This window comes from Stenotrophomonas sp. YJH_SMC_21 (assembly GCF_059369555.1).
In genome coordinates this window covers 331,817-356,115 of record NZ_JCAFSU010000002.1, presented here as the reverse complement: position 1 = coordinate 356,115, position 24,299 = coordinate 331,817, and the positions used below count along the sequence as shown (strand labels likewise).

Below are 24,299 nucleotides of genomic sequence, written 5' to 3'. Positions count from 1 at the left end.
GAATCCGCGCCACCTCCAGATGCGGGGGGGCGCCCACAAGATCATAGGATCCGAATGTCGCAGCAAACCACCATCCGCAAGCTTGCCGAACTGGTCAACACGCCGGTCGAAAAACTGCTGGAACAGCTGGCCGGTGCCGGCATGAAGTTCAGCGGTCCCGACCAGGTCGTGACCAGCTCCGAGAAGGTGAAGCTCCTGGGCTTCCTTCGTCGTTCGCACGGCAAGCCCGAGCAGGCCCCGGAAGAGAGCGATCAGTCTGCAAAGAAGATCACGCTCAACCGCCGGAAGCAGCAGGAAGTGACGGTCAATTCCGGTCGCAGCAAGACGACCGTGAATGTCGAGGTGCGCCAGAAGCGCACCTACGTCAAGGATGGTGCGCGCGCCATGACGCCGGACGAAGAGCGCGCCGACATCCTGCGCAAGCTGGAAGAGTCGCGCGCCCGCAACCTCGCCGAACAGCAGGCCCTGGCCGAGAAGGATCGTCTGCGCGACGAAGCCATCGTCCGTGCCCGTGAGGAAGAGATTGCGGCCAAGGAACGCGCAGAGGCCGAGAAGAAGGCTGCCGAGGAAGCTGCGGCCGCCGCCAAGGCTGCCGAGGCACTGGCGGCCGCCAAGCCCAAGCGCGCTCCGATCGATGAAACCGCGCCGCGTCCGCCGCGCACGCCGGCCGCCGCTCCGGCTGCGCCGCGCAGTGCGCCGCCGCCGCCGCGCAACGACGACCGCAACAACCGCAGCGCGCCGCGCAACGAGCGTGGCCCGGGCGACCGTTTCGCCGGCCAGATGCACCTGTCGGCTGCCGACCGTGCGCGTCGTGGCAACAGCAACAACAGCAACACCCGTGGTCGGCCGGGCGGCCGTAACCAGGCCGGTGGCCGTCGCGACATGTCGCGCGGTGGCAACAATGCCGGCCCGCACGCCTTCGAGCGTCCGACCGCACCGGTGGTGCGTGAAGTGGCGATCGGCGACACGATCACCGTGGCCGACCTGGCGCAGAAGCTCGCGCTGAAGGGCGGCGAGGTGGTCAAGGCGCTGTTCAAGATGGGCGTGATGGCCACCATCACCCAGTCCATCGACCACGACACCGCCGCGCTGGTGACCGAAGAACTCGGCCACAAGGCGATCCGTGCCAACGACAACGACGCCGAGGACGCACTGCTGGCCTCGACCGGTGAAAACCAGGGCGAAGCCACCCAGCGTCCGCCGGTGGTCACCATCATGGGCCACGTCGACCACGGCAAGACCTCGCTGCTGGATTACATCCGCCGCACCAAGGTCGCCACCGGCGAAGCCGGCGGCATCACCCAGCACATCGGTGCTTACCACGTTGATACGCCGAAGGGCGTGATCAGCTTCCTGGATACCCCGGGCCATGCTGCCTTCACCTCGATGCGTGCCCGCGGCGCCAAGCTGACCGATATCGTGGTGCTGGTCGTGGCCGCCGATGACGGCGTCATGCCGCAGACCAAGGAAGCGATCCAGCACGCCCGTTCGGCGGGTGTGCCGCTGATCGTGGCGATCAACAAGATCGACAAGTCCGACGCCGACCCGATGCGGGTCAAGAACGAACTGCTGTCCGAGCAGGTCGTGGCCGAAGATTTCGGTGGTGACACCCAGATGGTGGAGATCTCGGCCAAGACCGGCCTGGGCATCGACGACCTGCTGGACGCCATCTCGATCCAGGCCGAACTGCTGGAACTGAAGGCCGTCGACGAAGGCCGCGCCTCGGGCGTGGTGATCGAATCGTCGCTGGACAAGGGCCGCGGCCCGGTCGCTACCGTGCTGGTGCAGCAGGGCCGCCTGAAGAAGGGCGACTACCTGGTGTGCGGCATCCAGTACGGCCGCGTGCGTGCGCTGTTCGACGAAACCGGCAAGCAGCCGGAATTCGCCGGCCCGTCCATCCCGGTGCAGGTCCTGGGCCTGTCCGGCGTGCCGGAAGCCGGTGACGACTTCGTGGTGGTCGAGGACGAGCGCCTGGCCAAGGACGTTGCCCAGCAGCGTGAGACCAAGCGCCGTGAATCGCGCCTGGTCGCCACCGCCGGCAGCCGCATGGAAGACATCATGGCGACCCTGGGCAAGGGCGAGGGCCAGCAGGTCCTCAACCTGGTCATCAAGGCCGACGTGCAGGGTTCGGTGCAGGCCCTCAGCCAGGCGCTGGTGGCGCTGTCCAACGAAGACATCCGCATCAACGTGATCCACTCCGGCGTGGGCGGCATCACCGAATCGGACGCCAACTCGGCGGCCGCTTCGAAGGCCACCGTCATCGGCTTCAACGTGCGTGCGGATGCTTCGGCCCGTCGCATCATCGAATCCAACGGCGTGGACCTGCGCTACTTCTCGATCATCTATGACGTGATCGATCAGGTGAAGCAGGTGGCCTCCGGTCTGCTGGGCGTGGAGATCCGCGAAGAGATCATCGGTATCGCCGAGGTCCGCGACGTGTTCCGCAGCTCCAAGCTGGGCGCCGTTGCCGGCTCGATGGTCATCGAGGGCGTGGTCAGGCGCAACAAGCCGATCCGCGTGCTGCGCGACAGCGTGGTGATCTTCGAGGGCGAGCTGGAATCGCTGCGTCGCTTCAAGGAGAACGTCGAGGAAGTCCGCAACGGTACCGAGTGCGGTATCGCGGTGAAGGCCTACAACGACGTCAAGCCGGGTGACCAGATCGAGTGCTTCGAGCGTATCGAAGTGCCGCGCACCCTGTAATGCTGCAAGGTGGCCCGACCAACGGTCGGGCCCCACCATGGACCTGTAGCGCCCGACGGTTGGTCGGGCGACAATCGAATCAAAGGTAGCGCCCGACCGTTGGTCGGGCGACAACTGAACGAAGAGCTCCTCGTGCCCAAGACTTTCCATCGAACCGACCGTGTCTCCGCCCAGCTGCGCCGTGAACTCGGCACCCTGGTGCACAACGCCGTGCGCGAGCACGGGTTGCCCTCGGTGAGCGTGTCCGACGTGGAAATCACCCGCGACATGGCCCATGCCAAGGTGTTCGTCACCGCGCTGATGCCGGAACGTTCGGCCGAAGCCGTGGCCGGCCTGAAGGAGCTGGGCTACCGCCTGCGCATGGACCTGGCACGCGCGATGAAGCTGCGCCACGTGCCGGAGCTGCATTTCCACTACGACGACTCGGTCGACCGTGGTGAGCACATCGACAACATCCTGCGCGACCTGCCCGATACGCTGGCCGCGGAGAAGCGTCGCGAGAGCGACGAAGAATAACCGCGTGGCGCCGGGCATGCCCGGCGTTGTTGCATTCCGGCTGCGCGATGTCTGATGCAGACCGCGCTGCGGCAGTCGAGCATGGCTCGACCCTACAAAATTCTGCCATGACCCGAATTCAGTTCCGCCGCCTGGATGGCATCCTGCTGCTCGACAAGTCGACCGGCATGAGTTCCAACGCCGCCCTGCAGGTAGCCCGCCGCCTGTTCCGCGCCGAGAAAGGGGGGCACACCGGCAGCCTTGACCCGCTGGCCACCGGCCTGCTGCCGCTGTGCTTCGGCGAGGCAACCAAGATCGCCGGCCTGCTGCTCGGCTCGGCCAAGGCCTACGACGCCGAGATCGTGCTGGGCCAGACCACCGATACCGACGATGCCGAAGGCCAGGTGCTGCTGCAGTGCCCGGTGCCGGCCATCAGTGCCGAAGCGCTGCAGGCCGCACTGGCGGCGCTGACCGGCAACATCCGCCAGCGTGCCCCGATCTATTCGGCGCTGAAGCAGGGCGGTGAGCCGCTGTATGTGAAGGCCCGCCGCGGCGATGTCATCGAAGCGCCCGAACGCGAGGTGCAGGTACACGCCATCGAGGTGCTGGAGCAGCAGCCGGAACGGTTGCGGCTGCGCGTGACCTGCGGCTCCGGCACCTACATCCGCAGCCTGGCCCGCGACCTGGGCGAGGCGCTGGGCTGTGGTGCCCACATCAGCGCACTGCGTCGGCTCTGGGTCGAGCCGTTCCGTGAGCCGGTGATGGTCACCCTGGACCAGTTGCGGGCGATGGTCGAGGCGGGTGACGAGGCGGGCATGGACGCGCTGCTGCTGCCGCTGGCGGCCGGCCTGGCCGAGTACCCGCGGGTCGACCTGGATGCCGACCAGGCCCACCGCTTCTGCGTCGGCCAGCGCCAGCGCGATCTGTCCTGGCCGCGTGGCCTGGTGGCGGTGTTTGGTCCGGACGACGCTGTCCAGGGCCTGGGCCAGGTCGACGAAAGCGGCCTGCTGGCCCCGCAGCGTCGTTTCAACCTCTGACCGGGCCCGGGCGGTTCAGCCCCGGTCCTTGTCCCGGAAGCCCCCGACCGTTACAATTTCGCGGCCGTTTTCCGGCAGCCTGCCTGGCGCAGGTTTCATCCTCGTAGTCCACGGCGAGCCTGGCGGTGCGCGAAGCGCGTTCCTGCCGGCCACGCATCACAGAGAAAAAGAAATGTCGATCGACACCCAGAAGGTCATTGAAGACAACAAGCGCAGCTCGGCTGACACCGGCTCCCCGGAAGTCCAGGTTGCGCTGCTGACCGCCCGCATCGAACTGCTGACCGGCCACTTCAAGACCCACAAGAAGGACCACCACAGCCGCCGCGGCCTGCTGCAGATGGTCAACCGCCGTCGCAGCCTGCTCGACTACCTGAAGAAGAAGGACGTCGAGCGCTACAAGGCCCTGATCGAGAAGCTTGGCCTGCGTCGCTAAGCAACGAATCCCCCGCGGCGCAGCGATGCGCCGCGGTTTTGTTTTGTAGTACCGCAATCCCCGATTCAGGCCGGAACGATCCGGCCACCCGCTGGCGGCAAGGGTCGCCGACGGTCCAAATTCGCAGACAGCATCCCCAAGGACACCCTCCGTGGCAAAAATCACCAAAACCTTCCAGTACGGCAAGCACACCGTCACGCTTGAGACCGGCGAAGTTGCCCGTCAGGCCAGTGGCGCCGTCATCGTCAAGATGGACGACACCGTACTGCTGGTCACCGCCGTCGCCGCCAAGAGCGCGCGCGAAGGCCAGGACTTCTTCCCGCTGACCGTCGATTATCAGGAAAAGTTCTACGCCGGCGGCCGTATCCCGGGTGGTTTCTTCAAGCGTGAAGGCCGTGCGACCGAGAAGGAAACCCTGATCTCGCGTCTGATCGACCGTCCGATCCGTCCGCTGTTCCCGGAAGACTACAAGAACGAAGTGCAGATCATCGCCACGGTCATGTCGTTGAACCCGGACGTGGACGGCGACATCCCGGCCCTGATCGGTGCCTCGGCTGCCCTGGCCCTGGCCGGCACCCCGTTCATGGGTCCGATCGGCGCTGCCAAGGTCGGTTACAAGAACGGCGAGTACATCCTGAACCCGACCGTCAGCGAACTGGCTGACTCGCAGCTGGAACTGGTCGTCGCCGGTACCTCCAACGCCGTGCTGATGGTTGAATCCGAAGCCGCGCTGCTGTCCGAAGAAGTGATGCTGGGCGCTGTGACCTTCGGTCACCGCGAAATGCAGAAGGTCATCAACGCGATCAACGAGCTGACCGTCGAAGCCGGCACCAAGCCGTCGACCTGGGAAGCCCCGGCCAAGAACGACGCGCTGATCTCCGCCCTGAAGGAAGCCATCGGCCCGCGCCTGGGCGAAGCCTTCCAGGTGCGTGACAAGCTGCAGCGCCGTGACGCCATCTCGGCAATCAAGAAGGACGTGTTCGAAACCCTGGCTGGCCGCGTGGCCGCCGAAGGCTGGAACCCGGCCGAGCTGTCGAAGGAATTCGGCGAGCTGGAATACCGCACCATGCGTGACTCGGTGCTGGACACCAAGGTCCGTATCGACGGCCGTGCGCTGGACACCGTCCGCCCGATCGCCGTGAAGACCGGCGTGCTGCCGCGTACCCACGGTTCCTCGCTGTTCACCCGTGGCGAAACCCAGGCCATCGTGACCATCACCCTGGGCACCGCCCGTGACGGTCAGGTCATCGACGCCGTTGCCGGTGAGTACAAGGAAAACTTCCTGTTCCACTACAACTTCCCCCCGTTCTCGGTGGGTGAGTGCGGCCGCATGATGGGCCCGAAGCGCCGCGAAATCGGCCACGGTCGCCTGGCCAAGCGCGGCGTGCTGGCTGTCATGCCGTCGCTGGAAGCCTTCCCGTACACCATCCGCGTCGTCTCGGAAATCACCGAGTCGAACGGTTCCTCGTCGATGGCCTCGGTCTGCGGCTCGTCGCTGGCCCTGATGGACGCCGGCGTGCCGGTGAAGGCTCCGGTGGCCGGTATCGCCATGGGCCTGGTCAAGGAAGGCGAGCGCTTCGTCGTCCTGTCCGACATCCTGGGTGACGAAGATCACCTGGGCGACATGGACTTCAAGGTCGCCGGTACCGCTGAGGGCATTTCCGCCCTGCAGATGGACATCAAGATCGAAGGCATCACCGAAGAGATCATGAAGCAGGCCCTGCAGCAGGCGAAGGCTGGCCGTCTGCACATCCTGGGCGAAATGGCCCACGGCCTGACCGCTCCGCGTGAAGAGCTGTCGGACTACGCGCCGCGCCTGCTGACCATCAAGATCCACCCGGACAAGATCCGCGAAGTGATCGGCAAGGGTGGTTCGACCATCCAGGCCATCACCAAGGAAACCGGCACCCAGATCGACATCCAGGACGACGGCACCATCGTCATCGCTTCGGTCAACGCCATCGCTGCGCAGGCCGCCAAGGCCCGCATCGAGCAGATCACCTCGGACGTCGAACCGGGCCGCATCTATGAAGGCAAGGTCGCCAAGATCATGGACTTCGGTGCGTTCGTCACCATCCTGCCGGGCAAGGACGGTCTGGTCCACGTGTCGCAGATCTCCAGCGATCGCGTCGAGAAGGTCGGCGACGTGCTGAAGGAAGGCGATGTGGTCAAGGTCAAGGTGCTGGAAGTCGACAAGCAGGGCCGTATCCGCCTGTCGATGAAGGCCGTGGAAGAAGGCGACGCCGCCAGCGCCGAATAATCGGTATTGCTGATTGTGCGGTGGGTGAGGACCGTTGGTCCTCACGCTTTCGCAAATGAAAAAGCGGGCTTCGGCCCGCTTTTTCTTTGCCTGGAATCCTGTGGATGAGGACCGTTGGTCCTTGCACTTACGCGCCTTCTTCGTCCTCCCCCAGCCACCAGACCTGGCCTGGCTCCGGGGCGCTCATCGGGTGCTCGCGCTGTTCGATGGCCTCCAGCACCCGGCTGGGGGCTGCAGCGACCCACACCGCCATGAGCTTTTCCACCGCAGCCCGGCCCTGTGCGGCCACGCCGAGGTCACGTTCGCGTCTCCATTGGTCTTCATCTGGCGCCTCATCACCATGCTGGTGCGGCGTGCCGTAGCTGCAGCGGCGGCACAGCCGGCGCACGGTGGCCGTCCAGTCCTCGACCATGCCGATGCCTGGCAGCGTGATGGCCTCCAGGGCAGCGATGTCATCGGCCGAATCACACTGCACGAACACGGTGAAGGTCGTCATGTCCGATGCCTGCAGGCGCTGCATCGCGTTGAACACCGGCACCTGGCGCTCGCCGTAGGTGCGATGGCCGGTTGATGCGCCGTCGTGCAGCACGATGTCGCCGAAGCGGAAGCCGCTTTCGGGCAGCGGTACGTTGTCGATGCGTGCACGCACCGGATCAATGCGGCTCATATACACCACTTCGGCATCGGACCACGGTGCCAAGCGCACACAGGCCACGCCGAAGTTGCCCTCGATCGGACCTTCGCCCTCGGGCAGGGTGATGCCACAGCGGGCCCATTGGCGGCGCGCTTCGGCCCAGTCACCGGCGCCGGTGGCGGCGATACCGGCATTCCACGCGGTGGCTTCATCGAACTCGCCGCGCAGCTGTTCTGATTGCCGGTTGTCCTGCAGCGAGGCAGCCCAGTCGCGCAGGTATTTGTGCGCCAATCCGCGCATGTAATGCAGATACGGCACTTCGGGAGCGAGTGCGATCAGCTCGCCGAACAGCGCCACTGCCTGCTGCAGGTCGCCCTCGCGGAAAACGGCGTAGGCGCGTGCCTCCAGTGCCTGGTGTTCGTCGAGGATTTCGTCGTCCAGCAGGTCGCCGTCGTCAATGTCGTTGTGGTCGGTGCTCATGTCCATGCACGGTTGGAGGTCCGCGGCTACCTTAGCCGATGCATGGGAGACCGGCGTCGGTGTGTGTCCTGCTGCAGTGCATGACGGCAATCGCATGTCTGCCCCGATGTCGTCAAGGGATGCGGCGTGCCTGTCCACTGGACGACATGCCGCGACAACCGTCCCACAGCCCCATCCGTTTGCTAACGTGGCTGCGCCTTCGAACCGGGAGATCCCATGTTCCGCCAGACCGTGGCTGTCCTTGCCGTGCTGATTGCCGGCGCCCTGCCCATTGCCTTGCATGCCGCGCCCGCGCAGCCGCCGATCTTCGGTGCCTACTACCCCGGCGGCTCGGCCGCGCGCTACCCGGTGTCGAGCATTCCGGCCGAGCGCCTCACCCACCTGTTCTACGCGTTCTCCACCATCGAGGACGGCCGCTGCACGGTCGGCGCCGAAGCGCCGAAGAATTTTGCTGCGCTGGCCGAGCTGAAGAAGGCGCACCCGCATCTGCGCACGCTGATCTCAATTGGTGGATGGGGCGCAGGTGGATTCTCCGATGCAGCGCTGACCGAGGCCAGCCGCAAGCGCCTGGTCGACTCGTGCATGGCGCTGTTCTTCGACCGCCATGCCGGCAGCTTCGATGGCGTGGACATCGACTGGGAGTTCCCGGTCAGTGGCGGACCGAAGGAGCTGGCGCACCGCCCGCAGGATCGCGCCAATCTGACCAGGCTCGCGCAGGCGTTCCGCGTGGCACTCGACGCGCACGGGCGCAAGGAGCGACAGCCGATGCTGCTGACCGCCGCGCTGGCCGCCGGTCGCCTGCAGACCGATGGCCCCTACGATCCAGCAGCGAGCTACGACCTGCCGGCGTTGGCCAAGGTGTTCGATTTCATCAACCTGATGAGCTACGACATGGGCACCGGTTTCTCGGCGGTGTCGACCTTCAATGCGCCGCTGCATGAAGTGCCGGCCGATCCGCTGGCCCCGGAGCTGCGGCGCTGGAACAACGTGGCCGGCGCGGTGCAGTACTACCGCGAGCACGGCGTGCCGGCCGATAAGCTGGTGCTGGGCGTACCGTTCTACGGGCGCGGTTTCAAGGTCACCGGCGATGCAGCGGATGGGCTGTACCAGTCCTACAGTGCGCCGGCCGATGCCGGCGACTGGCGGGTGATCAAGGCGCGCTATCTCGATCAGCCGGGTTGGACGAAACACTGGCAGCCGCAGGCGCAGAGCCCGTGGCTGTACAACGCCGGGCAGAAGATCTTCATCAGCTATGAAGACCCGCGCTCGATCGGCCTGCGTGCGCAGTTCGCCCGTGAGCAGGGCCTGGCCGGGGTGTTCATGTGGGAGCTGACCGGCGACGACGAACAGGCCAGCCTGCTCAACGCCATGCTGGGCCCCTGGCAGAAGGCGCGCATCGGCGATTGAGCTGCATCAGGCGATGCCCGGCGCAATGCCGCAACGCCATTGGCCCAACCCCGCACAGCATCGCCACGCCCGCAGCGTTACGCTGCGGGCATGATCCATCTTGAACGCCTGGACCACCTGGTCCTCACCGTCGCCGACATCGACCGCAGCTGTGATTTCTACCAGCGCGTGCTTGGCATGCAGGTCGTGCGCTTCGGCGCGGGTCGTACCGCGTTGCAGTTCGGCCAGCAGAAGATCAATCTGCATGCGGCCAGTGCCCCGCTGCAGCCGCATGCGCTGCGGCCCACGCCGGGCAGTGCCGACCTGTGCCTGGTCACGCGCATGGCGACAGTCGATGTGCTGTCCCACCTGCAGGCGCAGTCCGTTGCAGTGGAGGAGGGGCCGGTTGCACGCACCGGCGCGCTGGGGCCGATCGAATCGGTGTATTTCCGCGACCCGGATGGCAACCTGATCGAAGTGAGTCGTTACCCCGGCGAGGCATGATGCTGCTTGGGTAGCGTCGAGCTTGCTCGACGGTGCTTGGCGCGAAATCAACAGCTGTCGAGCAAGCTCGACGCTACAGGGGGCGTTGCGCGCAATGGTAGGTAGCGCCGCGGCATGCCCGGCGAAGGCTCAGTTGGCCCAGACGCTGTTGGGATCGCCATTGCGGGCGCGGCGCTGGCTGGCCACTGCCAGGCGGGCGAAGCCGAAGGCCATGGCCAGCGCGATGGCGTCGACCCAGAACAGCGGCCAGTGCCCACGCGCGGCGGCGCGCCACAGCCAGTCACCATTGAGTGCGCCGTGCAGCACCGGTACCAGCGCGGTACTGATCGCCGCCGCCCACAGCAACTCGCGTGCGGCCTGCGCCGGGCGTCGCAGCGCGGCCCACAGCGCACAGGCCGCCCAACTGCCGAAGCAGGCCCAGCGGATGCCGCGATCGACCGCCGTCGGCGCCAGCCGCTCCAGCACCAGCGCGGTGACGAACGCGACCGAGATCGCCACGCACAGGCCGATGCACACGCCGACCGTGGCCCGCGCCATGTTCACCCCGGCGCGCGGCTGCTGCGGCTGGCGACGCTTGCGCCGCGACTCGATCCACAGCAGGTTGCCCGAATAGAACAGGAACGCACCGCCAAGGCCGAGCAGGAAGTACAGCCAGACCACCACGCCGTTGCCGAATTCGCCGAAGTGCAGCGCGTAGGCGGCGCTGAGCGTGGCGTGGTTGGCGTCGCGCTGGCCCGGCAGCTGCGAGGCCAGAACGTCGCCGTTGGCCACGTCCAGCGCCACCGCGCCAAGCGGGCCGAGCGTACCGGTGGATTCGCCGGTGATCTCGATGGTGGCATTGGCATCGCCGGCATTGGCCAGCTTCAGGTAGGCCGGCTCGAAGTTGGCCACGCCCTGTGCGCGGGCGACTTCAAGCGCGCGCGCATGCAGCACGCGCAGGCTGCCCGGCGGTGCCGGAATGCCACTGGCATCGCGCACGGGCGCGGTGTCCATCGCCGTCGGCACCGCCTGCAGCGCCTTGCCGTCGTAGATCAACGGGTTGAGCAGGGCCATCTGCACGAACACCAGGCAGAGCAGGGCACCGGTCACCGCGAACATCAGGTGGAAAGGCAGGCTGAGCACGCCGATCACGTTGTGCGCGTCCTGCCACAGCTGCTTCAGGTTGCGGCCCGGACGCAGCGCGAACAGGTCGCCGAGCAGCTTCGGCAGATGGATCACCAGGCCGCTGAGCAGTGCCATGCCGTACAGCAGGCTGACAATGCCCATCACGTAGATCCCGGCCACGGGCAGGCCGAGGCTGTAATGGAGCTCGTTGACCAGTTCGGCCAGTCCGGTCTGCGGTGGTGTGGGGCTGCCGGCGATCTGGCCGGGCCAGGCATAGCGCCAGCTGCCGTCATCGGCCTGCCAGTACGCAAGCGGCTGCGGGTGTTCGGCGCCGGGGAAGGTCATGCCGACGTGGCGGCGTGCCTCCGGATGCGCAGCCAGCACGTCTTCCAGCAGGTACTGCGCATCGTCCAGCCCGGCGGGCAGTGCGGTGGCGGCTCCCGGGGTCTGCCACAGTGGCAGGTCGTGATGGAACAGGGTCAGCGCACCTGCGTAGAAGGCCACGAACAGGCCGAAGCCGGCCACCAGGCCGACCCAGGTATGCAGGGTGGTGAACGTGCGCAGGGTCTGCGAACTGAACTTCATGGGAGAGGTCTCATTGCACCGCGCCGGTCAGGCGCAGCAGCCCGAGCATGGCGAAGCCGGCAGCGGCGCTGCCACCCAGCACCAGCCAGGCGCGCAGCGCGCTGCGGAAACTGAACGCCCACAGGGCGGCCAGCATCCACAGCGGGATGAAAGCGATCAGGGTCGGCACCAGCGCCCGCTGCCAGGGGCCGGGCGGTACCCATGCCAGCAGGCCGGTCGCGGCTGCGGCCAGGAAGAAGCCGGCCACGACGCCAGCGAAGGCGCGCGGCCACATCAGGGCGACTCCGTGCCGGGACGGTGCCAGGCGGCCAGCGCCGGCAACAGCATCGCGGCCAGCATCCAGGTGCACAACATCGCCACCAGGCCGGCGGCAAAGCCGAGCTCGGCCATCCACAGCCACAGCGCGGCGGCAGCGGCGACCAGGCCGATCTGGCGGCCCAGGCGGCCGGCGCGGCGCAGGCGCGGCCAGCGGCAATGCGGCGAAGTGGCATAGAAGGCCAGCGCCGAGAACATCGCTGCCAGCATGCCCAGGCTGCAGAAGCCGAGCGTGGAAAGGCCGACGGTGATCATTGCGGGCGGCCGGCGCGGCAGCGGGCCGGCGAACGCGGGGCACGGGCGGGGCCGGCGGAAGCCGGTCGGAGCGGGTGGCGCATCACGGGGTCCTGGGGGAAAGCGGGCAGGCTGGCACGGAGCGGCCTGCGCCGACATGGTAATCATTGCAATTTCACGCCGCCAGCGAGGCACATTCAGCCGACCGTACGGTAGTCCTTGGGCTTTCCGGTGCGCTGGTTTAAGATCATCGTAGAACCCTGACTGGAACAAGGTGGCCCGCGTCCAGCGCCGGCCGAGCGTGCGACATGAGCACTACCACCGCCCACTGTTGACCTGCCCCCGAAGGCCCTGTGTTCCAGGCGCCCTCGCGGCGCTTTTTTATTGCCCGGGCGCCGCCCCGGGAACGCTTTCCAGCCCGCCCAGCGGGCCCCGCACGAAGCCACTGCGATGATCAACATTACTCTTCCCGACGGCAGCCGCCGCGAATTTGAAAACCCCGTCAGCGTCATGGAGGTCGCCCAGTCGATTGGCGCCGGCCTGGCCAAGGCCACCATCGCCGGTGCCGTGGATGGCGTGCTGGTCGATGCCAGCGACGTCATCGACCACGATGCCAGCCTGCGCATCATCACCGCCAAGGACGAGGAGGGCGTGGAGATCATCCGCCACTCCTGCGCCCACCTGGTCGGCCACGCCGTCAAGCAGCTCTACCCGGACGTGAAGATGGTGATCGGCCCGGTGATCGCCGAAGGCTTCTATTACGACATCTACTCCGAGCGCCCGTTCACCCCGGACGACATGGCCGCGATCGAGAAGCGCATGGGCGAGCTGATCGCCCAGGACTACGACGTCATCAAGAAGATGACCCCGCGCGCCGAAGTGATCGAGATCTTCAAGGCCCGTGGCGAGGACTACAAGCTGCGCCTGATCGAGGACATGTCCGACGACATCCAGGCGATGGGCATGTACTACCACCAGGAATACGTGGACATGTGCCGTGGCCCGCACGTGCCGAACACGCGCTTCCTGAAGGCCTTCAAGCTGACCCGCATCTCCGGCGCCTACTGGCGCGGCGACGCGCAGAACGAGCAGCTGCAGCGCATCTACGGCACCGCCTGGGCCGACAAGAAGCAGCTCGAGGCGTACATCAAGCGCATCGAAGAAGCTGAAATGCGCGACCACCGCCGCATCGGCAAGCAGCAGGACCTGTTCCACCTGCAGGAAGAAGCACCGGGCCTGGTGTTCTGGCACCCGAAGGGCTGGGCGCTGTGGCAGGTGGTCGAGCAGTACATGCGCAAGGTCTACCGCAACAGCGGCTATGGCGAAGTGCGCTGCCCGCAGATCCTGGACGTGAGCCTGTGGAAGAAGTCCGGTCACTGGGACAACTACCAGGACAACATGTTCTTCACCGAATCGGAGAAGCGCACGTACGCGGTCAAGCCGATGAACTGCCCGGGCCACATCCAGGTGTTCAACCAGGGCCTGCACAGCTACCGCGACCTGCCGATCCGCTATGGTGAGTTCGGTTCGTGCCATCGCAACGAGCCGTCCGGCGCGCTGCACGGCATCCTGCGCGTGCGTGGCTTCACCCAGGACGACGGCCACGTGTTCTGCACGGAAAACCAGATCGAGTCGGAAGTGACGGCCTTCCACCAGCAGGCGCTGGCGGTCTACCAGCACTTCGGTTTCGACGAGATCCAGATCAAGATCGCGCTGCGCCCGGAATCGCGCCTGGGTGACGACGCCACTTGGGACAAGGCCGAAGGCGCGCTGCGCTCGGCGCTGACCGCCTGTGGCGTGGAATGGCAGGAGCTGCCGGGCGAGGGCGCCTTCTACGGCCCGAAGATCGAGTACCACCTGAAGGATGCCATCGGCCGTACCTGGCAGCTGGGCACCATGCAGGTGGACTTCATGATGCCGGGCCGCCTGGGCGCCGAGTACGTGGACGAGAACAGCCAGAAGAAGCACCCGGTCATGCTGCACCGCGCCATCGTCGGCTCGATGGAGCGCTTCCTGGGCATCCTGATCGAGCACCATGCCGGCCAGTTCCCGGCTTGGCTGGCGCCGACCCAGGTGGTGGTGGCCAACATCACCGACGCCCAGGCCGACTACGTCTCGGGCGTGACCAAAACCCTTGCGGAGCAAGGCTTCCGCGTCAGCTCGGATTTGCGTAACGAGAAGATCGGCTATAAAATCCGCGAGCATACGTTGCAGCGCGTGCCCTACCTGCTGGTCATCGGTGACCGCGAGAAGGAAAATGGGGCTGTGGCGGTGCGTACGCGCTCTGGCGAAGACCTGGGCAGCATGAGCCTGCAGGCCTTCATCGAGCGGCTCCACGCCGAGGGCGCGTAAGCAAAGGTCCGGTCCGGGCGCACAGGCACCCGGACCGGTTCGATACCCTTGGGAGAACGTAATATCAGCACCCCTGACAACAAACAGAACCGCAAGAATCAGGAAATCCGTGTGCCGCGCGTCCGCGTGATCGGCAGTGACGGAGAAATGATCGGCGTGTTGTCGCGCGACGAAGCGCTGTCCATGGCCGAAGATGAAGGCCTGGACCTGGTCGAGATCCAGCCGCAGGCCGATCCGCCGGTCTGCAAGATCATGGACTTCGGCAAGTTCAAGTTCGAAGCGCAGAAGAAGGCCAGCGAGGCCAAGAAGAAGACCAAGCAGGTCGAGATCAAGGAAGTGAAGTTCCGTCCGGTCACGGACGAGGGCGACTACCAGATCAAGCTGCGCAAGATGCGCGGGTTCCTCGAAGATGGTGACAAGATCAAGGTCAACATCCGTTTCCGTGGCCGTGAAATGAGCCACCAGGAACTGGGCCGCGAAATGGCCAACCGGATCGAGACCGATCTGGGCGAGGACATCGTCATTGAATCCCGTCCGCGCCTGGAAGGGCGTCAGATGGTCATGATGATCGCGCCGAAGAAGAAGACCTGAGGCCTGACGGGCCGCCTTCCGGGGCGCCTGGCTGAAGGGTTCAGGGTAAGGGGACGCCGCTGGCGTCCCTTTGCTTTTGCAGGACGCCGGTGAATCGCCGGTAAAGGGTTGCAGGGGCTGGTGGCAGGGCGGTTTTGCCTGTATCATGCCCGGCTCGACCCACCCAGGACGGGTCGTACGCCGATCATGGCAGGACGGAAAGAGCGGCCCAGGCCGCCGCCAGATCAGTCAGAAACCAGGGTCATATCCCATCAAGGACATTGCAATGCCCAAGATCAAGACCAACCGGGCAGCGGCCAAGCGTTTCCGCAAGACCGCCTCGGGCAAGTACAAGTGCGGCCACGCCAACCGTAGCCACATCCTCACGAAGAAAGCGACCAAGCGTAAGCGTAATCTGCGTCAGACGGGCCATGTCCGTGCAGAAGACGCAGGCCGTCTGGACCGCATGCTCCCTTACCTCTGAGGAACTGAAAAATGGCACGAGTTAAGCGTGGCGTACAGGCGCGTCGCCGCCACAAGAAAATCCTGGATCTCGCCAAGGGCTATTACAACGCCCGCCGCAAGGTCTTCCGCGTCGCCAAGCAGGCGGTCATCAAGGCACAGCAGTACGCCTACATCGGCCGTAAGCAGAAGAAGCGCAACTTCCGTTCGCTGTGGATCACCCGTATCAATGCGGCTGCCCGCATCAACGGCCTGAGCTACAGCCGCTTCATGAACGGTCTGCTGAAGGCCGGCATCACCCTGGATCGCAAGGTCCTGGCTGACATCGCCGTGCACGACGCAGCCGGTTTTGCTGCGCTGGCCGAAAAGGCCAAGGGCGCGCTGGCGGCATAAGTCCTTCCCGATGCCGTAACCGTTCACTCGGACGGTGTCAGGTCAAGGCAATGCATGGGGAAGGGCGCAAGTCCTTCCCCATTCTTTTTTGGGTCCCGGCGAGGCCACGACGGCAGCGCGGGGACGGCGGTGGCGACAGGGGTCGGCCCTTCGCGCATCGCGATGGCAGATCGACTGGAGTTCCAGCCCCCCATGAGCGACATCCAATCCCTCACCACCCAGGCGCTGGCCGATGTGGCCGCCGCACAGAGCCCCGACGTGCTGGAGCAGCTGCGCGTGGCCCTGCTTGGCAAGAGCGGCAGCATCACCTCGCAGCTCAAGCAGCTCGGTGCCCTGCCGGCCGACGAGCGCAAGGCCGCCGGTGAAGCGATCAACCAGGCCCGCGACGTGCTGACCCGCGCGCTGGGCGAGCGCAAGGCGCTGCTGGAAGACGCGGCACTGGATGCGCGCCTGGCCGCCGAAGCCATCGACATCACCCTGCCGGGCCGGAATGGCGACCGTGCCGGCCTGCACCCGATCACCCGCACCCTGGAGCGCATCACCGGCATCTTCGGCCGGCTGGGCTACGAGCTGTCGGAAGGGCCGGAGATCGAGGACGACTGGCACAACTTCGAGGCGCTGAACTTCCCGCCGCACCACCCGGCGCGCGCCATGCATGACACCTTCTACTTCGGCGACGGCCGCCTGCTGCGTACGCATACCTCCGGTGTGCAGGTGCGCTACATGGGCGACCACGCGCCGCCGCTGCGCATGATCGCCGCCGGCAAGGTGTACCGCAGCGACAGCGACCAGACCCACTCGCCGATGTTCCACCAGGTGGAAGGCCTGCTGGTCGACGAGCATTCGACCTTCGCCGACCTGAAGGGCACGCTGGCCGAGTTCGTGCGCGCGTTCTTCGAGCGCGACTTCGAGATGCGCTTCCGCCCCAGCTACTTCCCGTTCGTTGAACCGGGCGCGGAAGTGGACATCGCCTGGCAGCAGCCCGATGGCAGCACCCGCTGGCTGGAAGTGCTCGGCTGCGGCATGGTCCATCCGAACGTGCTGCGCAATGTCGGCATCGATCCGGAGCGTTACACCGGCTTCGCCTTCGGCATGGGCGTGGAGCGTTTCGCGATGCTGCGCTACGGCGTCAACGACCTGCGCGCGTTCTTCGAGAACGACGTGCGGTTCCTGAAACAGTTCGCGTAAGCGCCAGTCCGTAGCGTCGAGCTTGCTCGACTGCTTCTAAATTCGCAGGCCCAGGCGCATGCGCCGGGCCCACCAGGGTGACACCATGAAATTCTCCGAAAACTGGCTGCGCAGCCACGTCCCGACCTCCGCCTCGCGCGATGAGCTGAGCGCGGTGCTGACCGCCATCGGCCTGGAAGTGGAAGAAGTAACCGCGCTTGGCGAAGGCCTCGATCACGTGGTCGTGGCACGCATCGTTGAAGCCGTGCGCCATCCGGAAGCCGACCGCCTGCAGGTGTGCAGGGTCGATGCCGGGCAGGGCGAACTGCTGCAGATCGTGTGCGGCGCACCGAACGCACGCCCGGGCCTGGTCGCGCCGCTGGCGATGGTTGGTGCGCAGATCGGCGAGCTGAAGATCAAGCCGGCCAAGCTGCGTGGCGTCGAGTCCAACGGCATGCTGTGCTCGGCCAAGGAGCTGGGCCTGGACAGCGATGCGTCCGGCCTGCTGGAACTGCCGGACGATGCCCCGATCGGCCAGACCCTGGTCGAGTACCTGGGCCTGCCGGACGCCAGCATCGAGATCAAGCTGACCCCGAACCGCGCCGACTGCTTCAGCCTGCGCGGCATCGCCTACGACGTCGCTGCGGCCACCCGCAGTGAAGTGCTGGATTTCGCCGCCGATGCCATCGTGCCGGTTGGCAACCGCGAACTGTCGATCCAGCTCGACGCCGGCGCCGAAGCGCCGCGTTACCTGGGCCGTGTCATCGAAGGTGTCAATGCTGCCGCCAGGACCCCGCTGTGGATGGCCGAGCGCCTGCGCCGCAGCGGCGTGCGTCCGGTCTCGCTGCTGGTCGACATCACCCAGTACGTGATGCTGGAGCTGGGCCAGCCGATGCACGCCTACGACCTGGGCACCCTGCAGGGCAGCATCGCCGTGCGCCGTTCGCGCGCGGGCGAGACGCTGAAGCTGCTGGACGGCCGCGATGCTGCGCTGGACGACAGCTTCCTGGTGGTCACCGATGCTGACCGTGCGGTCGGCCTGGCCGGCCTGATGGGTGGCTTCGACACCCGCGTCACCGACGCGACCAACGCCGTGTTCCTGGAAGCCGCGCACTTCGCGCCGGCCGCGATCATGGGCCGTGGCCGCAAGCTGGGCCTGCACACCGATGCCGGCCATCGCTTCGAGCGCGGCGTCGATCCGGCGCTGCCGCGCACCGCGATCGAGTACGCCACCCGCCTGGTGCTGGACCTGGCCGGCGGTACCCCGGCACCGGTCACCGAGGCCGTGCGTGAAGCCGATCTGCCGCAGCCGGCGACCATCGTGCTGCGCCGCGCCCGCATCACCCGCGTGCTCGGCATCAGCATCGACGATGCCGAAGTCGAGCGCATCCTGCGCGCGCTTGGCATGGACGTGGTTGCCACCGCCGAGGGCTGGCAGGTCACGGCGCCGAGCCGCCGCTTCGACATCGCCATCGAAGAAGACCTGATCGAAGAGCTGGCCCGCATCCACGGTTACGAGCAGATCCCGACCACGCTGCCGGGCGGTGCCTCGCGCGTGGCGATGCCGAGCGAGACGCAGCTGGACGCGCTGAGCGTGCGCCGCCAGCTGATCGCCCGTGACCAGCAGGAAACCGTCAACTTCGCCTTCGTCGACGACGCGCTGCTGACCCAGTGGCAGCTGCGCGACGGTCTGGTGCCGCTGGCCAACCCGCTGTCGGCGGAACTGGCGGTGATGCGTCCGTCGCTGCTGCCGGGCCTGGTCGCCACGCTTGGCCGCAATGCCGCGCGCCAGCTGGGCCGCGTGCGCCTGTTCGAGATCGGCCGTGTGTTTGCCCAGCAGGGCGGAGACGGCCAACCGGCGCCGCTGGAAACCCCGCGCGTGGCCGCTGCGGTCTGCGGTGAGGCGCAGGCGGTGCAGTGGGGCCTGCCGACCCGCAAGGTCGATTTCCATGACCTGAAGGGCGACCTGGAATCGCTGGCGGCTGCCAGTGGCGCGCAGCTGGAGTTCCGTCCGTCGGCCCGCGCCTACGGCCACCCGGCGCGTTCGGCCGAGGTGTTCCGCGATGGCGTGGCCATCGGCTGGATCGGCCAGATCCATCCGCGCCTGGCGCGGGCGATGGAGATCGAGGCCGACGTGTACGCCTTCGAGCTGGACCTGGAGCCGCTGACCGCCCGTCGCCTGCCGCGTGCCGGCGAGCTGTCGCGCTTCCCGGCGGTGCGCCGCGACCTGGCGTTCCTGGTGCCTGAGCAGGTGGCCTGGGCCGACCTGGCGGCGACCGTCCGCCAGGCCGCCGGCCCGCTGCTGCGCGACCTGAACCTGTTCGACCGCTATGTTGGCCAGGGCGTCGAGCCGGGCTTCAAGAGTCTCGCTATGGGCTTGATTTTGCAGGACAAGTCGCGCACTCTGACGGACCGCGACGTGGATGCGGTGGTGGCCGAGGCGGTCACTGCCATCGAGCGTGAACACCACGCCCGGATCCGCGGCTGAGCGGGCAGCACTCGGGGGTAGCAGGCAATGGCATTGACCAAGGCGGAGATGGCGGAAAAGCTGTTCGACGAAGTCGGTCTGAACAAGCGTGAAGCCAAGGAATTCGTCGACGCGTTTTTCGATGTGCTGCGTGAAGCATTGGAACAGGGACGTCAGGTGAAGCTGTCGGGCTTCGGTAATTTCGATCTGCGGCGCAAGAACCAGCGCCCGGGTCGCAACCCCAAGACCGGCGAGGAAATTCCGATTTCCGCCCGTACGGTGGTCACCTTCCGTCCGGGCCAGAAGCTCAAGGAGAGGGTGGAGGCTTATGCTGGATCCGGGCAGTAACCGCGAACTACCGCCGATCCCGGCCAAGCGCTACTTCACCATTGGTGAGGTCAGCGAGCTGTGCGACGTCAAGCCGCACGTCCTGCGCTACTGGGAAACCGAGTTTCCCAGCCTTGAGCCGGCCAAGCGCCGAGGCAACCGCCGCTACTACCAGCGCCATGACGTGCTGATGGTGCGGCAGATCCGCAGCCTGCTGTACGAACAGGGCTACACCATCGGTGGTGCCCGCCTGCGCCTGGATGGCCCCGATGCCCGCGAGGAATCGGCGCTGAGCAACCAGATCATCAAGCAGGTGCGCATGGAGCTGGAAGAAGTGCTGCAGTTGTTGCGCCGCTGATCCCATTTCCATCGTAATCCGCTATACTTCACGGCCCGCCGCACTGGCGGGCACATCGCAGCATCAGTCGGGGCGTAGCGCAGCCTGGTAGCGCATCTGCCTGGGGGGCAGAGGGTCGTCGGTTCGAATCCGGCCGTCCCGACCACTGTGATGAATCAAGGAGCCTGCGCAGCAATGCGCGGGCTTTTTTGTGCGTTCTGCAGATCTGATCAGTTTTCCGCGAAGCGGTAGATGAGTTCCGGATCGCCTTCATCCAGGCCATGCACGATGCCGCTGCCCACGAAGCCGGCGGCAGCGAGCAGGCGTTGCATGCCCGTGTTGGAGGCATTGGTCGAAGTGAACAGCTTGCCGCCACCGCGCCACCTGATCGCGTGCCGCAGCAGGATGGCGCCGATGCCCTGGCTGCGCTGTTCGCGCGCCACCATCAACATTTCAATGAAGGCTTCGCCAAAGAAGTGGTGATGGATGACCAGGTAGCCGACGATCTTGCCGTCCTGCTCGGCGACCTGCACGACGCCGTGCGCCAGCCAGTCGGCAATCTGCATGATCCGCCGTGGATCAGTGGCTGCCACGCTGTCGAGCGCGATCAAGGCATCTGCGTCCTGCGGAATGCCGTCGCGCAGGTGCGGAGAAGAGGACGCCCGGTTCATCGCGGGCGCAGCTTCAGCAACAGGCCGCCACCCGACACAAAGCAGGCGAGCAGGACGGCAATCGACAGCGGCAGGTGGAATTCACTGCGACCGAACAGGGCAAAGGCCAGATGGATCAGTGCCGTGCCAATGCCGAGTCCCCCGCAAGCCAGTGCATAGCTGCGCGCCGTGGATGTGCCCAGCACGATCTGGCGATAACCCCAAAGCACGGCGCCGACTGCGAACAGGTTGAACAGCAGGAAGCCCTGGATGCCACCGGGGACATGGAACATGGCCCATTCCTGCCAGAACGCAGCGTCGATCTGATGCAGGATCAACGCCAGCAGCGTCGCCAGATACCATCGTTCCATGTCGTGCTCCCTGCCGTGCAGGCCATAGTCTATCGACTCCGCCTGGCACGCACGCCTGCTCGATGCAGCCAGCGCGCGGCCGGCAGTCAATACACACGAAACTCGGCACGGCAGCCGTCGCTGACCCACACCCCACGGCGGTCCCAGCCCCAGTTGCGGTCCTCGATGCAGGCTGTCACCGATTTCTGCCTGACCAGCCGTACCTCATGGCGCACGCGAATCCGGCACTCCTTGTCCTTGTTCTCGTAGGACTCGCAGACCAGGCGTTCGCCCTCGTTGTCGCGATCACGGCTGCGGCCACGTCCCGGCCAGCGGCCGTGTTCGTCGGCGACGAACTCGGCGCGGCAGCCGTCGGTCACCCACAGCATGCGCCGGCTCTGGCCCCAGTTCTGGTCTTCCACGCAACGGGTCACCGACAGCTGCCTGGCCAGGCGCATCGGTCCCTCGATGGGGCATTGCTCGGTCTTGTTGAACTGGGATTCGCAGCGCAGCGCTGGAATGTGATCAGTGTCGTAGTCCTGGGCGGCCACGGCGGTGGCGGTCAGCAGCAGGGCAAGGGCGGCGCCGGTGATCGGCAGCAGCGGGCGAAGGGTCATGGGGGAGCCTCGGGCGGGTATTCGGGCGGCAAGAATGACCCAGCACGGGGCCGTCGGAACGCATCGTTCCGGAAGCGGCTCAGGAGGGATTTAGTAGTGCGCACCAGCCCATGCAGAGGCTTACATCCCGTATCATCGCTGCACATCCGATCGCATCGGTTTACACCTTCTTACATGTCTTCCACGCCTGTCGGCGCAGCCTGTGGCTGCCGTCACTGGTGTGCGGGCGGCCTGCGGGGGAGGATGCGCGGACCACGACGACCACAGGGGGTTGCGTTGATCAGCAGTACCGTCATTCATCGCTCGGCCGACGCAGGTGGCGCCGAGGTGCGGGTCCTGGACACTACGTTCAAGGGCAAGCATGTGTTCGTTGCCTGGGGGCTGCGCGGGCCGGAACTGACCCGCAGCGCGGACCCGGCTGCCACTGTGGCTGCGCGCAAGGCATTGCATGCTGTTGCCGGGCATAGTGAAGGGCCGCGCAGCCCGGAAGTGTTCATCGCCAACCAGTCGGCGGTGGCGATCACGATCTATCGGCTGCTTACCGAAGCACGCTCCGGTGACGCCATCTTCTTCCTGTGCGATTCACCGGCGGTGGTCGAGTGGCTGATCACCGCGCTGGAGGTGCAGGGCGCGGACTGATTCCGCGCTCCTGCGCGCATTGATTCAAGCCAGGGCCGTGTCCACGGCGGCCCGCGCATGCAGGGCGGTGGTATCGAACAGCGGCACTGCACTGTCCTCCGGGCGTACCAGCAGCATGATCTCGGTGCAGCCAAGAATGATTGCTTCGGCACCGCGCGCCACCAGTCGCGCGATCACGCCGGCATAGACCTGCCGTGAGTGCTCGCTGACCACACCAGCGATCAACTCCTGGTAGATGATGTCGTGCACGCTGCGACGATCATCGGCTTCGGGTACCAGCACCTCCAGCCCGAAGCGATCCTGCAGCCGGCCGCGGTAGAAGTCCTGTTCCATGGTGAAGGCGGTGCCGAGCAGGCCCACCTTGCGTGCGCCTGCCTGCACGATGGCCTGGGCGGTGGGGTCGGCGATATGCAGCAGCGGTAGCGTGCAGGCCGCCTCGATGCGATCGGTCAGCTTGTGCATGGTATTGGTGCAGATCAGCAGCAGGTCGGCGCCGCCCGCCTGCAGGCGCCGCGCGCCATCGACCATGTGGTCACCCAGGGTGTCCCAGTCGCCCTCGTGCTGCAGCTGCTTGATGCCGGCGAAATCCACCGACCACAGCAGCAGCTGTGCCGAGTGCGCACCGCCGAGCCGCCGCCGTACCTCCTCGTTGATGAGCCGGTAGTACTGGGCCGAGCTTTCCCAGCTCATGCCACCGATCAGGCCAAGGGTCTTCATGCGCCGCTCCGTGCCAGGAGCCCTCATTGCAGCACAGATGGTGCCCGGTTGCCGATGGCGGCGATCTGTAACCACCACATCCGTGCTGCGCTGTGTGTGCCGCGCCAGGCCCGGCGCACTCTATGCTGGTTGGATCTTCTGAAGTGGATGTGCGCTATGGCCCTGCATACCTGGTGGTGGTTCCTCGCCACGGTGTTCGTTCTGTGTGGTACGCCGGGGCCGAACATGCTGCATATCCTCGGTCGCAGCGTCGGACTGGGGTTCCGTGGCAGTGTGCCGGCGATGGCCGGCTGCCTGCTGGCGATGCTGCTGGTGCTGGCGGCCTCCGCAGCAGGCCTGAGTGCGCTGCTGCATTCCTCGCCGATGCTGTTCGAGGTGCTGCGCTATCTGGGCGTGGCCTATCTGGCCTGGCTGGGCCTGAAGGCATGGCGAGACAGTTGCCGGCCGGCACCGCCGGTGACGGTCGATGCTACGCCGCCGGTTGCGGCCTCGCTGGGCGCGTGGAAGGTGTTCCGTGGTGGCCTTCTGGTGGGCCTGAGCAATCCCAAGCTGCTGCTGTTCGCGGCGGCGTTCCTGCCGCAGTTCGTCGACCCGTCACGCGGCCAGGCGCTGCAGTACAGCGTGCTGGTGGCCACCTTCGCCGCGTGCGAACTGTTCTGGTACGTGATGTATGCGGCCGGTGGCCATGGCCTTCGCCGCTGGTTGGCCAAGCCGTTTGCGCGACGCTGGTTCGAGCGCCTGGTGGGCAGCGTGTTCCTGGCGTTTGCCGTCGCGCTGCTGCGCTTCCGTCCGCGCTGATTCACGCCGCGCACGCGGCCTGTTCACGATTGCCGCATCGGCCACGGCCTAGCCTGATCATCCAGTACGCAGTCCCCGCAGGGAAAGGTTTGACATGATCAAGTGGGCCATCATCTTCGCCGTCATCGGTGTGATCGCAGGCGTGCTCGGCTTCGGTGGCATTGCCGGTGCCGCGGTCGGTATCGCCAAGTTCCTGTTCTGGGCCGGCATCATCATCGCCGTGGTGCTGTTCCTGCTCGGCATGACCGTAGCGAAGAAGGTCAGCTAGCGTTGATCGCGCAGCAGC

General features: G+C 66.3%; 26 protein-coding genes and 1 tRNA gene. 19 read left to right on the top strand and 8 right to left on the bottom strand.

The window, feature by feature from the left end:
* The first annotated feature begins 54 nt into the window (after positions 1-54).
* The 5 genes from infB (at position 55) to pnp (ending at position 6,925) form a co-directional block, all read left to right on the top strand.
* The gene (gene infB, locus AC5P67_RS04545) at positions 55-2,700 is read left to right on the top strand and encodes a translation initiation factor IF-2 (protein ID WP_012480878.1); all 2,646 of its coding nucleotides are present in this window, start codon (positions 55-57) and stop codon (positions 2,698-2,700) included.
* 132 nt (positions 2,701-2,832) lie between these two features.
* Positions 2,833-3,216, top strand: coding sequence for a 30S ribosome-binding factor RbfA (gene rbfA / locus AC5P67_RS04540; RefSeq protein ID WP_005410447.1), 384 nt, complete (start codon positions 2,833-2,835; stop codon positions 3,214-3,216).
* Positions 3,217-3,323: 107 nt separating this feature from the next.
* A complete protein-coding gene (gene truB / locus AC5P67_RS04535) occupies positions 3,324-4,232 on the top strand; it encodes a tRNA pseudouridine(55) synthase TruB (RefSeq protein ID WP_099498001.1) in 909 nt (302 codons plus the stop codon).
* A gap of 172 nt (positions 4,233-4,404) precedes the next feature.
* Positions 4,405-4,665 carry a 30S ribosomal protein S15 gene (rpsO, locus tag AC5P67_RS04530; RefSeq protein WP_005410445.1) on the top strand — a complete coding sequence of 87 codons (261 nt, stop codon included), beginning with the start codon at positions 4,405-4,407 and terminating at the stop codon, positions 4,663-4,665.
* Between the two features lie 151 nt (positions 4,666-4,816).
* Complete coding sequence (gene pnp / locus AC5P67_RS04525) at positions 4,817-6,925, top strand: polyribonucleotide nucleotidyltransferase (protein ID WP_005410444.1); 2,109 nt, start codon at positions 4,817-4,819, stop codon at positions 6,923-6,925.
* A gap of 127 nt (positions 6,926-7,052) precedes the next feature.
* On the opposite strand, the gene AC5P67_RS04520 is transcribed toward pnp, so the two are convergent.
* Positions 7,053-8,039 (bottom strand): tetratricopeptide repeat protein, encoded by a 987-nt coding sequence (locus AC5P67_RS04520; RefSeq protein ID WP_239502346.1) that lies wholly within the window; start codon positions 8,037-8,039, stop codon positions 7,053-7,055.
* 216 nt (positions 8,040-8,255) lie between these two features.
* On the opposite strand from AC5P67_RS04520, the gene AC5P67_RS04515 reads away from it, so the two are divergent.
* Both AC5P67_RS04515 and AC5P67_RS04510 read left to right on the top strand, forming a co-directional pair.
* The gene (locus AC5P67_RS04515) at positions 8,256-9,446 is read left to right on the top strand and encodes a glycoside hydrolase family 18 protein (protein WP_065183993.1); all 1,191 of its coding nucleotides are present in this window, start codon (positions 8,256-8,258) and stop codon (positions 9,444-9,446) included.
* A 90-nt stretch (positions 9,447-9,536) separates the two neighbouring features.
* Positions 9,537-9,929 (top strand): VOC family protein, encoded by a 393-nt coding sequence (locus AC5P67_RS04510; protein ID WP_005410442.1) that lies wholly within the window; start codon positions 9,537-9,539, stop codon positions 9,927-9,929.
* Positions 9,930-10,058: 129 nt separating this feature from the next.
* Here AC5P67_RS04510 and AC5P67_RS04505 read toward each other — a convergent pair whose 3' ends face one another.
* Genes AC5P67_RS04505 through AC5P67_RS04495 form a run of 3 tightly spaced genes read right to left on the bottom strand, consistent with a single transcriptional unit; the run spans position 10,059 to position 12,188 of the window.
* On the bottom strand, positions 10,059-11,618 hold the full coding sequence (locus AC5P67_RS04505) for a PepSY-associated TM helix domain-containing protein (protein ID WP_183153521.1): 1,560 nt from the start codon (positions 11,616-11,618) through the stop codon (positions 10,059-10,061).
* A gap of 10 nt (positions 11,619-11,628) precedes the next feature.
* Positions 11,629-11,892, bottom strand: a complete 264-nt coding sequence (locus AC5P67_RS04500) for a hypothetical protein (protein WP_033835141.1) — start codon at positions 11,890-11,892, stop codon at positions 11,629-11,631.
* On the bottom strand, positions 11,892-12,188 hold the full coding sequence (locus tag AC5P67_RS04495) for a hypothetical protein (RefSeq protein ID WP_099527107.1): 297 nt from the start codon (positions 12,186-12,188) through the stop codon (positions 11,892-11,894). Before AC5P67_RS04495 ends, AC5P67_RS04500 begins: the two co-directional genes overlap by 1 nt.
* A 429-nt stretch (positions 12,189-12,617) precedes the next feature.
* On the opposite strand from AC5P67_RS04495, the gene thrS reads away from it, so the two are divergent.
* From thrS to AC5P67_RS04450, 9 genes are all read left to right on the top strand, one after another.
* On the top strand, positions 12,618-14,519 hold the full coding sequence (gene thrS / locus AC5P67_RS04490) for a threonine--tRNA ligase (RefSeq protein ID WP_005410438.1): 1,902 nt from the start codon (positions 12,618-12,620) through the stop codon (positions 14,517-14,519).
* Positions 14,520-14,567: 48 nt separating this feature from the next.
* The gene (gene infC / locus AC5P67_RS04485) at positions 14,568-15,110 is read left to right on the top strand and encodes a translation initiation factor IF-3 (protein ID WP_005410437.1); all 543 of its coding nucleotides are present in this window, start codon (positions 14,568-14,570) and stop codon (positions 15,108-15,110) included.
* Positions 15,111-15,375: 265 nt separating this feature from the next.
* Positions 15,376-15,573, top strand: coding sequence for a 50S ribosomal protein L35 (gene rpmI, locus AC5P67_RS04480; protein ID WP_005410436.1), 198 nt, complete (start codon positions 15,376-15,378; stop codon positions 15,571-15,573).
* An 11-nt stretch (positions 15,574-15,584) separates the two neighbouring features.
* Positions 15,585-15,944, top strand: coding sequence for a 50S ribosomal protein L20 (rplT, locus tag AC5P67_RS04475; protein WP_005410435.1), 360 nt, complete (start codon positions 15,585-15,587; stop codon positions 15,942-15,944).
* A 192-nt stretch (positions 15,945-16,136) separates the two neighbouring features.
* Positions 16,137-17,132: a phenylalanine--tRNA ligase subunit alpha gene (locus AC5P67_RS04470; protein ID WP_005410434.1), complete on the top strand. Its 996-nt coding sequence runs from the start codon at positions 16,137-16,139 to the stop codon at positions 17,130-17,132.
* 85 nt (positions 17,133-17,217) lie between these two features.
* Entirely contained in the window at positions 17,218-19,599 is a 2,382-nt protein-coding gene (pheT, locus tag AC5P67_RS04465; protein WP_005414063.1) for a phenylalanine--tRNA ligase subunit beta, read from the top strand.
* A gap of 27 nt (positions 19,600-19,626) precedes the next feature.
* Positions 19,627-19,926: an integration host factor subunit alpha gene (locus AC5P67_RS04460; RefSeq protein WP_005410432.1), complete on the top strand. Its 300-nt coding sequence runs from the start codon at positions 19,627-19,629 to the stop codon at positions 19,924-19,926.
* Positions 19,907-20,263, top strand: a complete 357-nt coding sequence (locus AC5P67_RS04455; protein ID WP_005410431.1) for a MerR family transcriptional regulator — start codon at positions 19,907-19,909, stop codon at positions 20,261-20,263. The genes AC5P67_RS04460 and AC5P67_RS04455 overlap by 20 nt, the downstream gene beginning before the upstream one ends.
* Positions 20,264-20,331: 68 nt before the next feature.
* Positions 20,332-20,408: transfer RNA gene (locus tag AC5P67_RS04450), tRNA-Pro, on the top strand.
* 64 nt (positions 20,409-20,472) lie between these two features.
* On the opposite strand, the gene AC5P67_RS04445 is transcribed toward AC5P67_RS04450, so the two are convergent.
* The 3 genes from AC5P67_RS04445 to AC5P67_RS04435 all read right to left on the bottom strand — a co-directional run bounded on the left by AC5P67_RS04445 (position 20,473) and on the right by AC5P67_RS04435 (position 21,859).
* Entirely contained in the window at positions 20,473-20,913 is a 441-nt protein-coding gene (locus AC5P67_RS04445; protein WP_012480872.1) for a GNAT family N-acetyltransferase, read from the bottom strand.
* On the bottom strand, positions 20,910-21,263 hold the full coding sequence (locus AC5P67_RS04440; RefSeq protein ID WP_043035591.1) for a DUF6713 family protein: 354 nt from the start codon (positions 21,261-21,263) through the stop codon (positions 20,910-20,912). Before AC5P67_RS04440 ends, AC5P67_RS04445 begins: the two co-directional genes overlap by 4 nt.
* 86 nt (positions 21,264-21,349) lie before the next feature.
* Positions 21,350-21,859, bottom strand: coding sequence for a DUF3011 domain-containing protein (locus AC5P67_RS04435; RefSeq protein ID WP_065183991.1), 510 nt, complete (start codon positions 21,857-21,859; stop codon positions 21,350-21,352).
* A gap of 243 nt (positions 21,860-22,102) precedes the next feature.
* Here AC5P67_RS04435 and AC5P67_RS04430 point away from each other — a divergent pair, with 243 nt between their 5' ends.
* A complete protein-coding gene (locus AC5P67_RS04430; RefSeq protein ID WP_033833235.1) occupies positions 22,103-22,498 on the top strand; it encodes a hypothetical protein in 396 nt (131 codons plus the stop codon).
* A 24-nt stretch (positions 22,499-22,522) separates the two neighbouring features.
* On the opposite strand, the gene AC5P67_RS04425 is transcribed toward AC5P67_RS04430, so the two are convergent.
* Positions 22,523-23,215, bottom strand: coding sequence for an aspartate/glutamate racemase family protein (locus tag AC5P67_RS04425; protein WP_005410426.1), 693 nt, complete (start codon positions 23,213-23,215; stop codon positions 22,523-22,525).
* A 156-nt stretch (positions 23,216-23,371) separates the two neighbouring features.
* Here AC5P67_RS04425 and AC5P67_RS04420 point away from each other — a divergent pair, with 156 nt between their 5' ends.
* Positions 23,372-24,013: a LysE family translocator gene (locus tag AC5P67_RS04420; RefSeq protein ID WP_005410425.1), complete on the top strand. Its 642-nt coding sequence runs from the start codon at positions 23,372-23,374 to the stop codon at positions 24,011-24,013.
* A gap of 94 nt (positions 24,014-24,107) precedes the next feature.
* Positions 24,108-24,281: a DUF1328 domain-containing protein gene (locus tag AC5P67_RS04415; RefSeq protein ID WP_005410424.1), complete on the top strand. Its 174-nt coding sequence runs from the start codon at positions 24,108-24,110 to the stop codon at positions 24,279-24,281.
* Positions 24,282-24,299 lie beyond the last annotated feature (18 nt).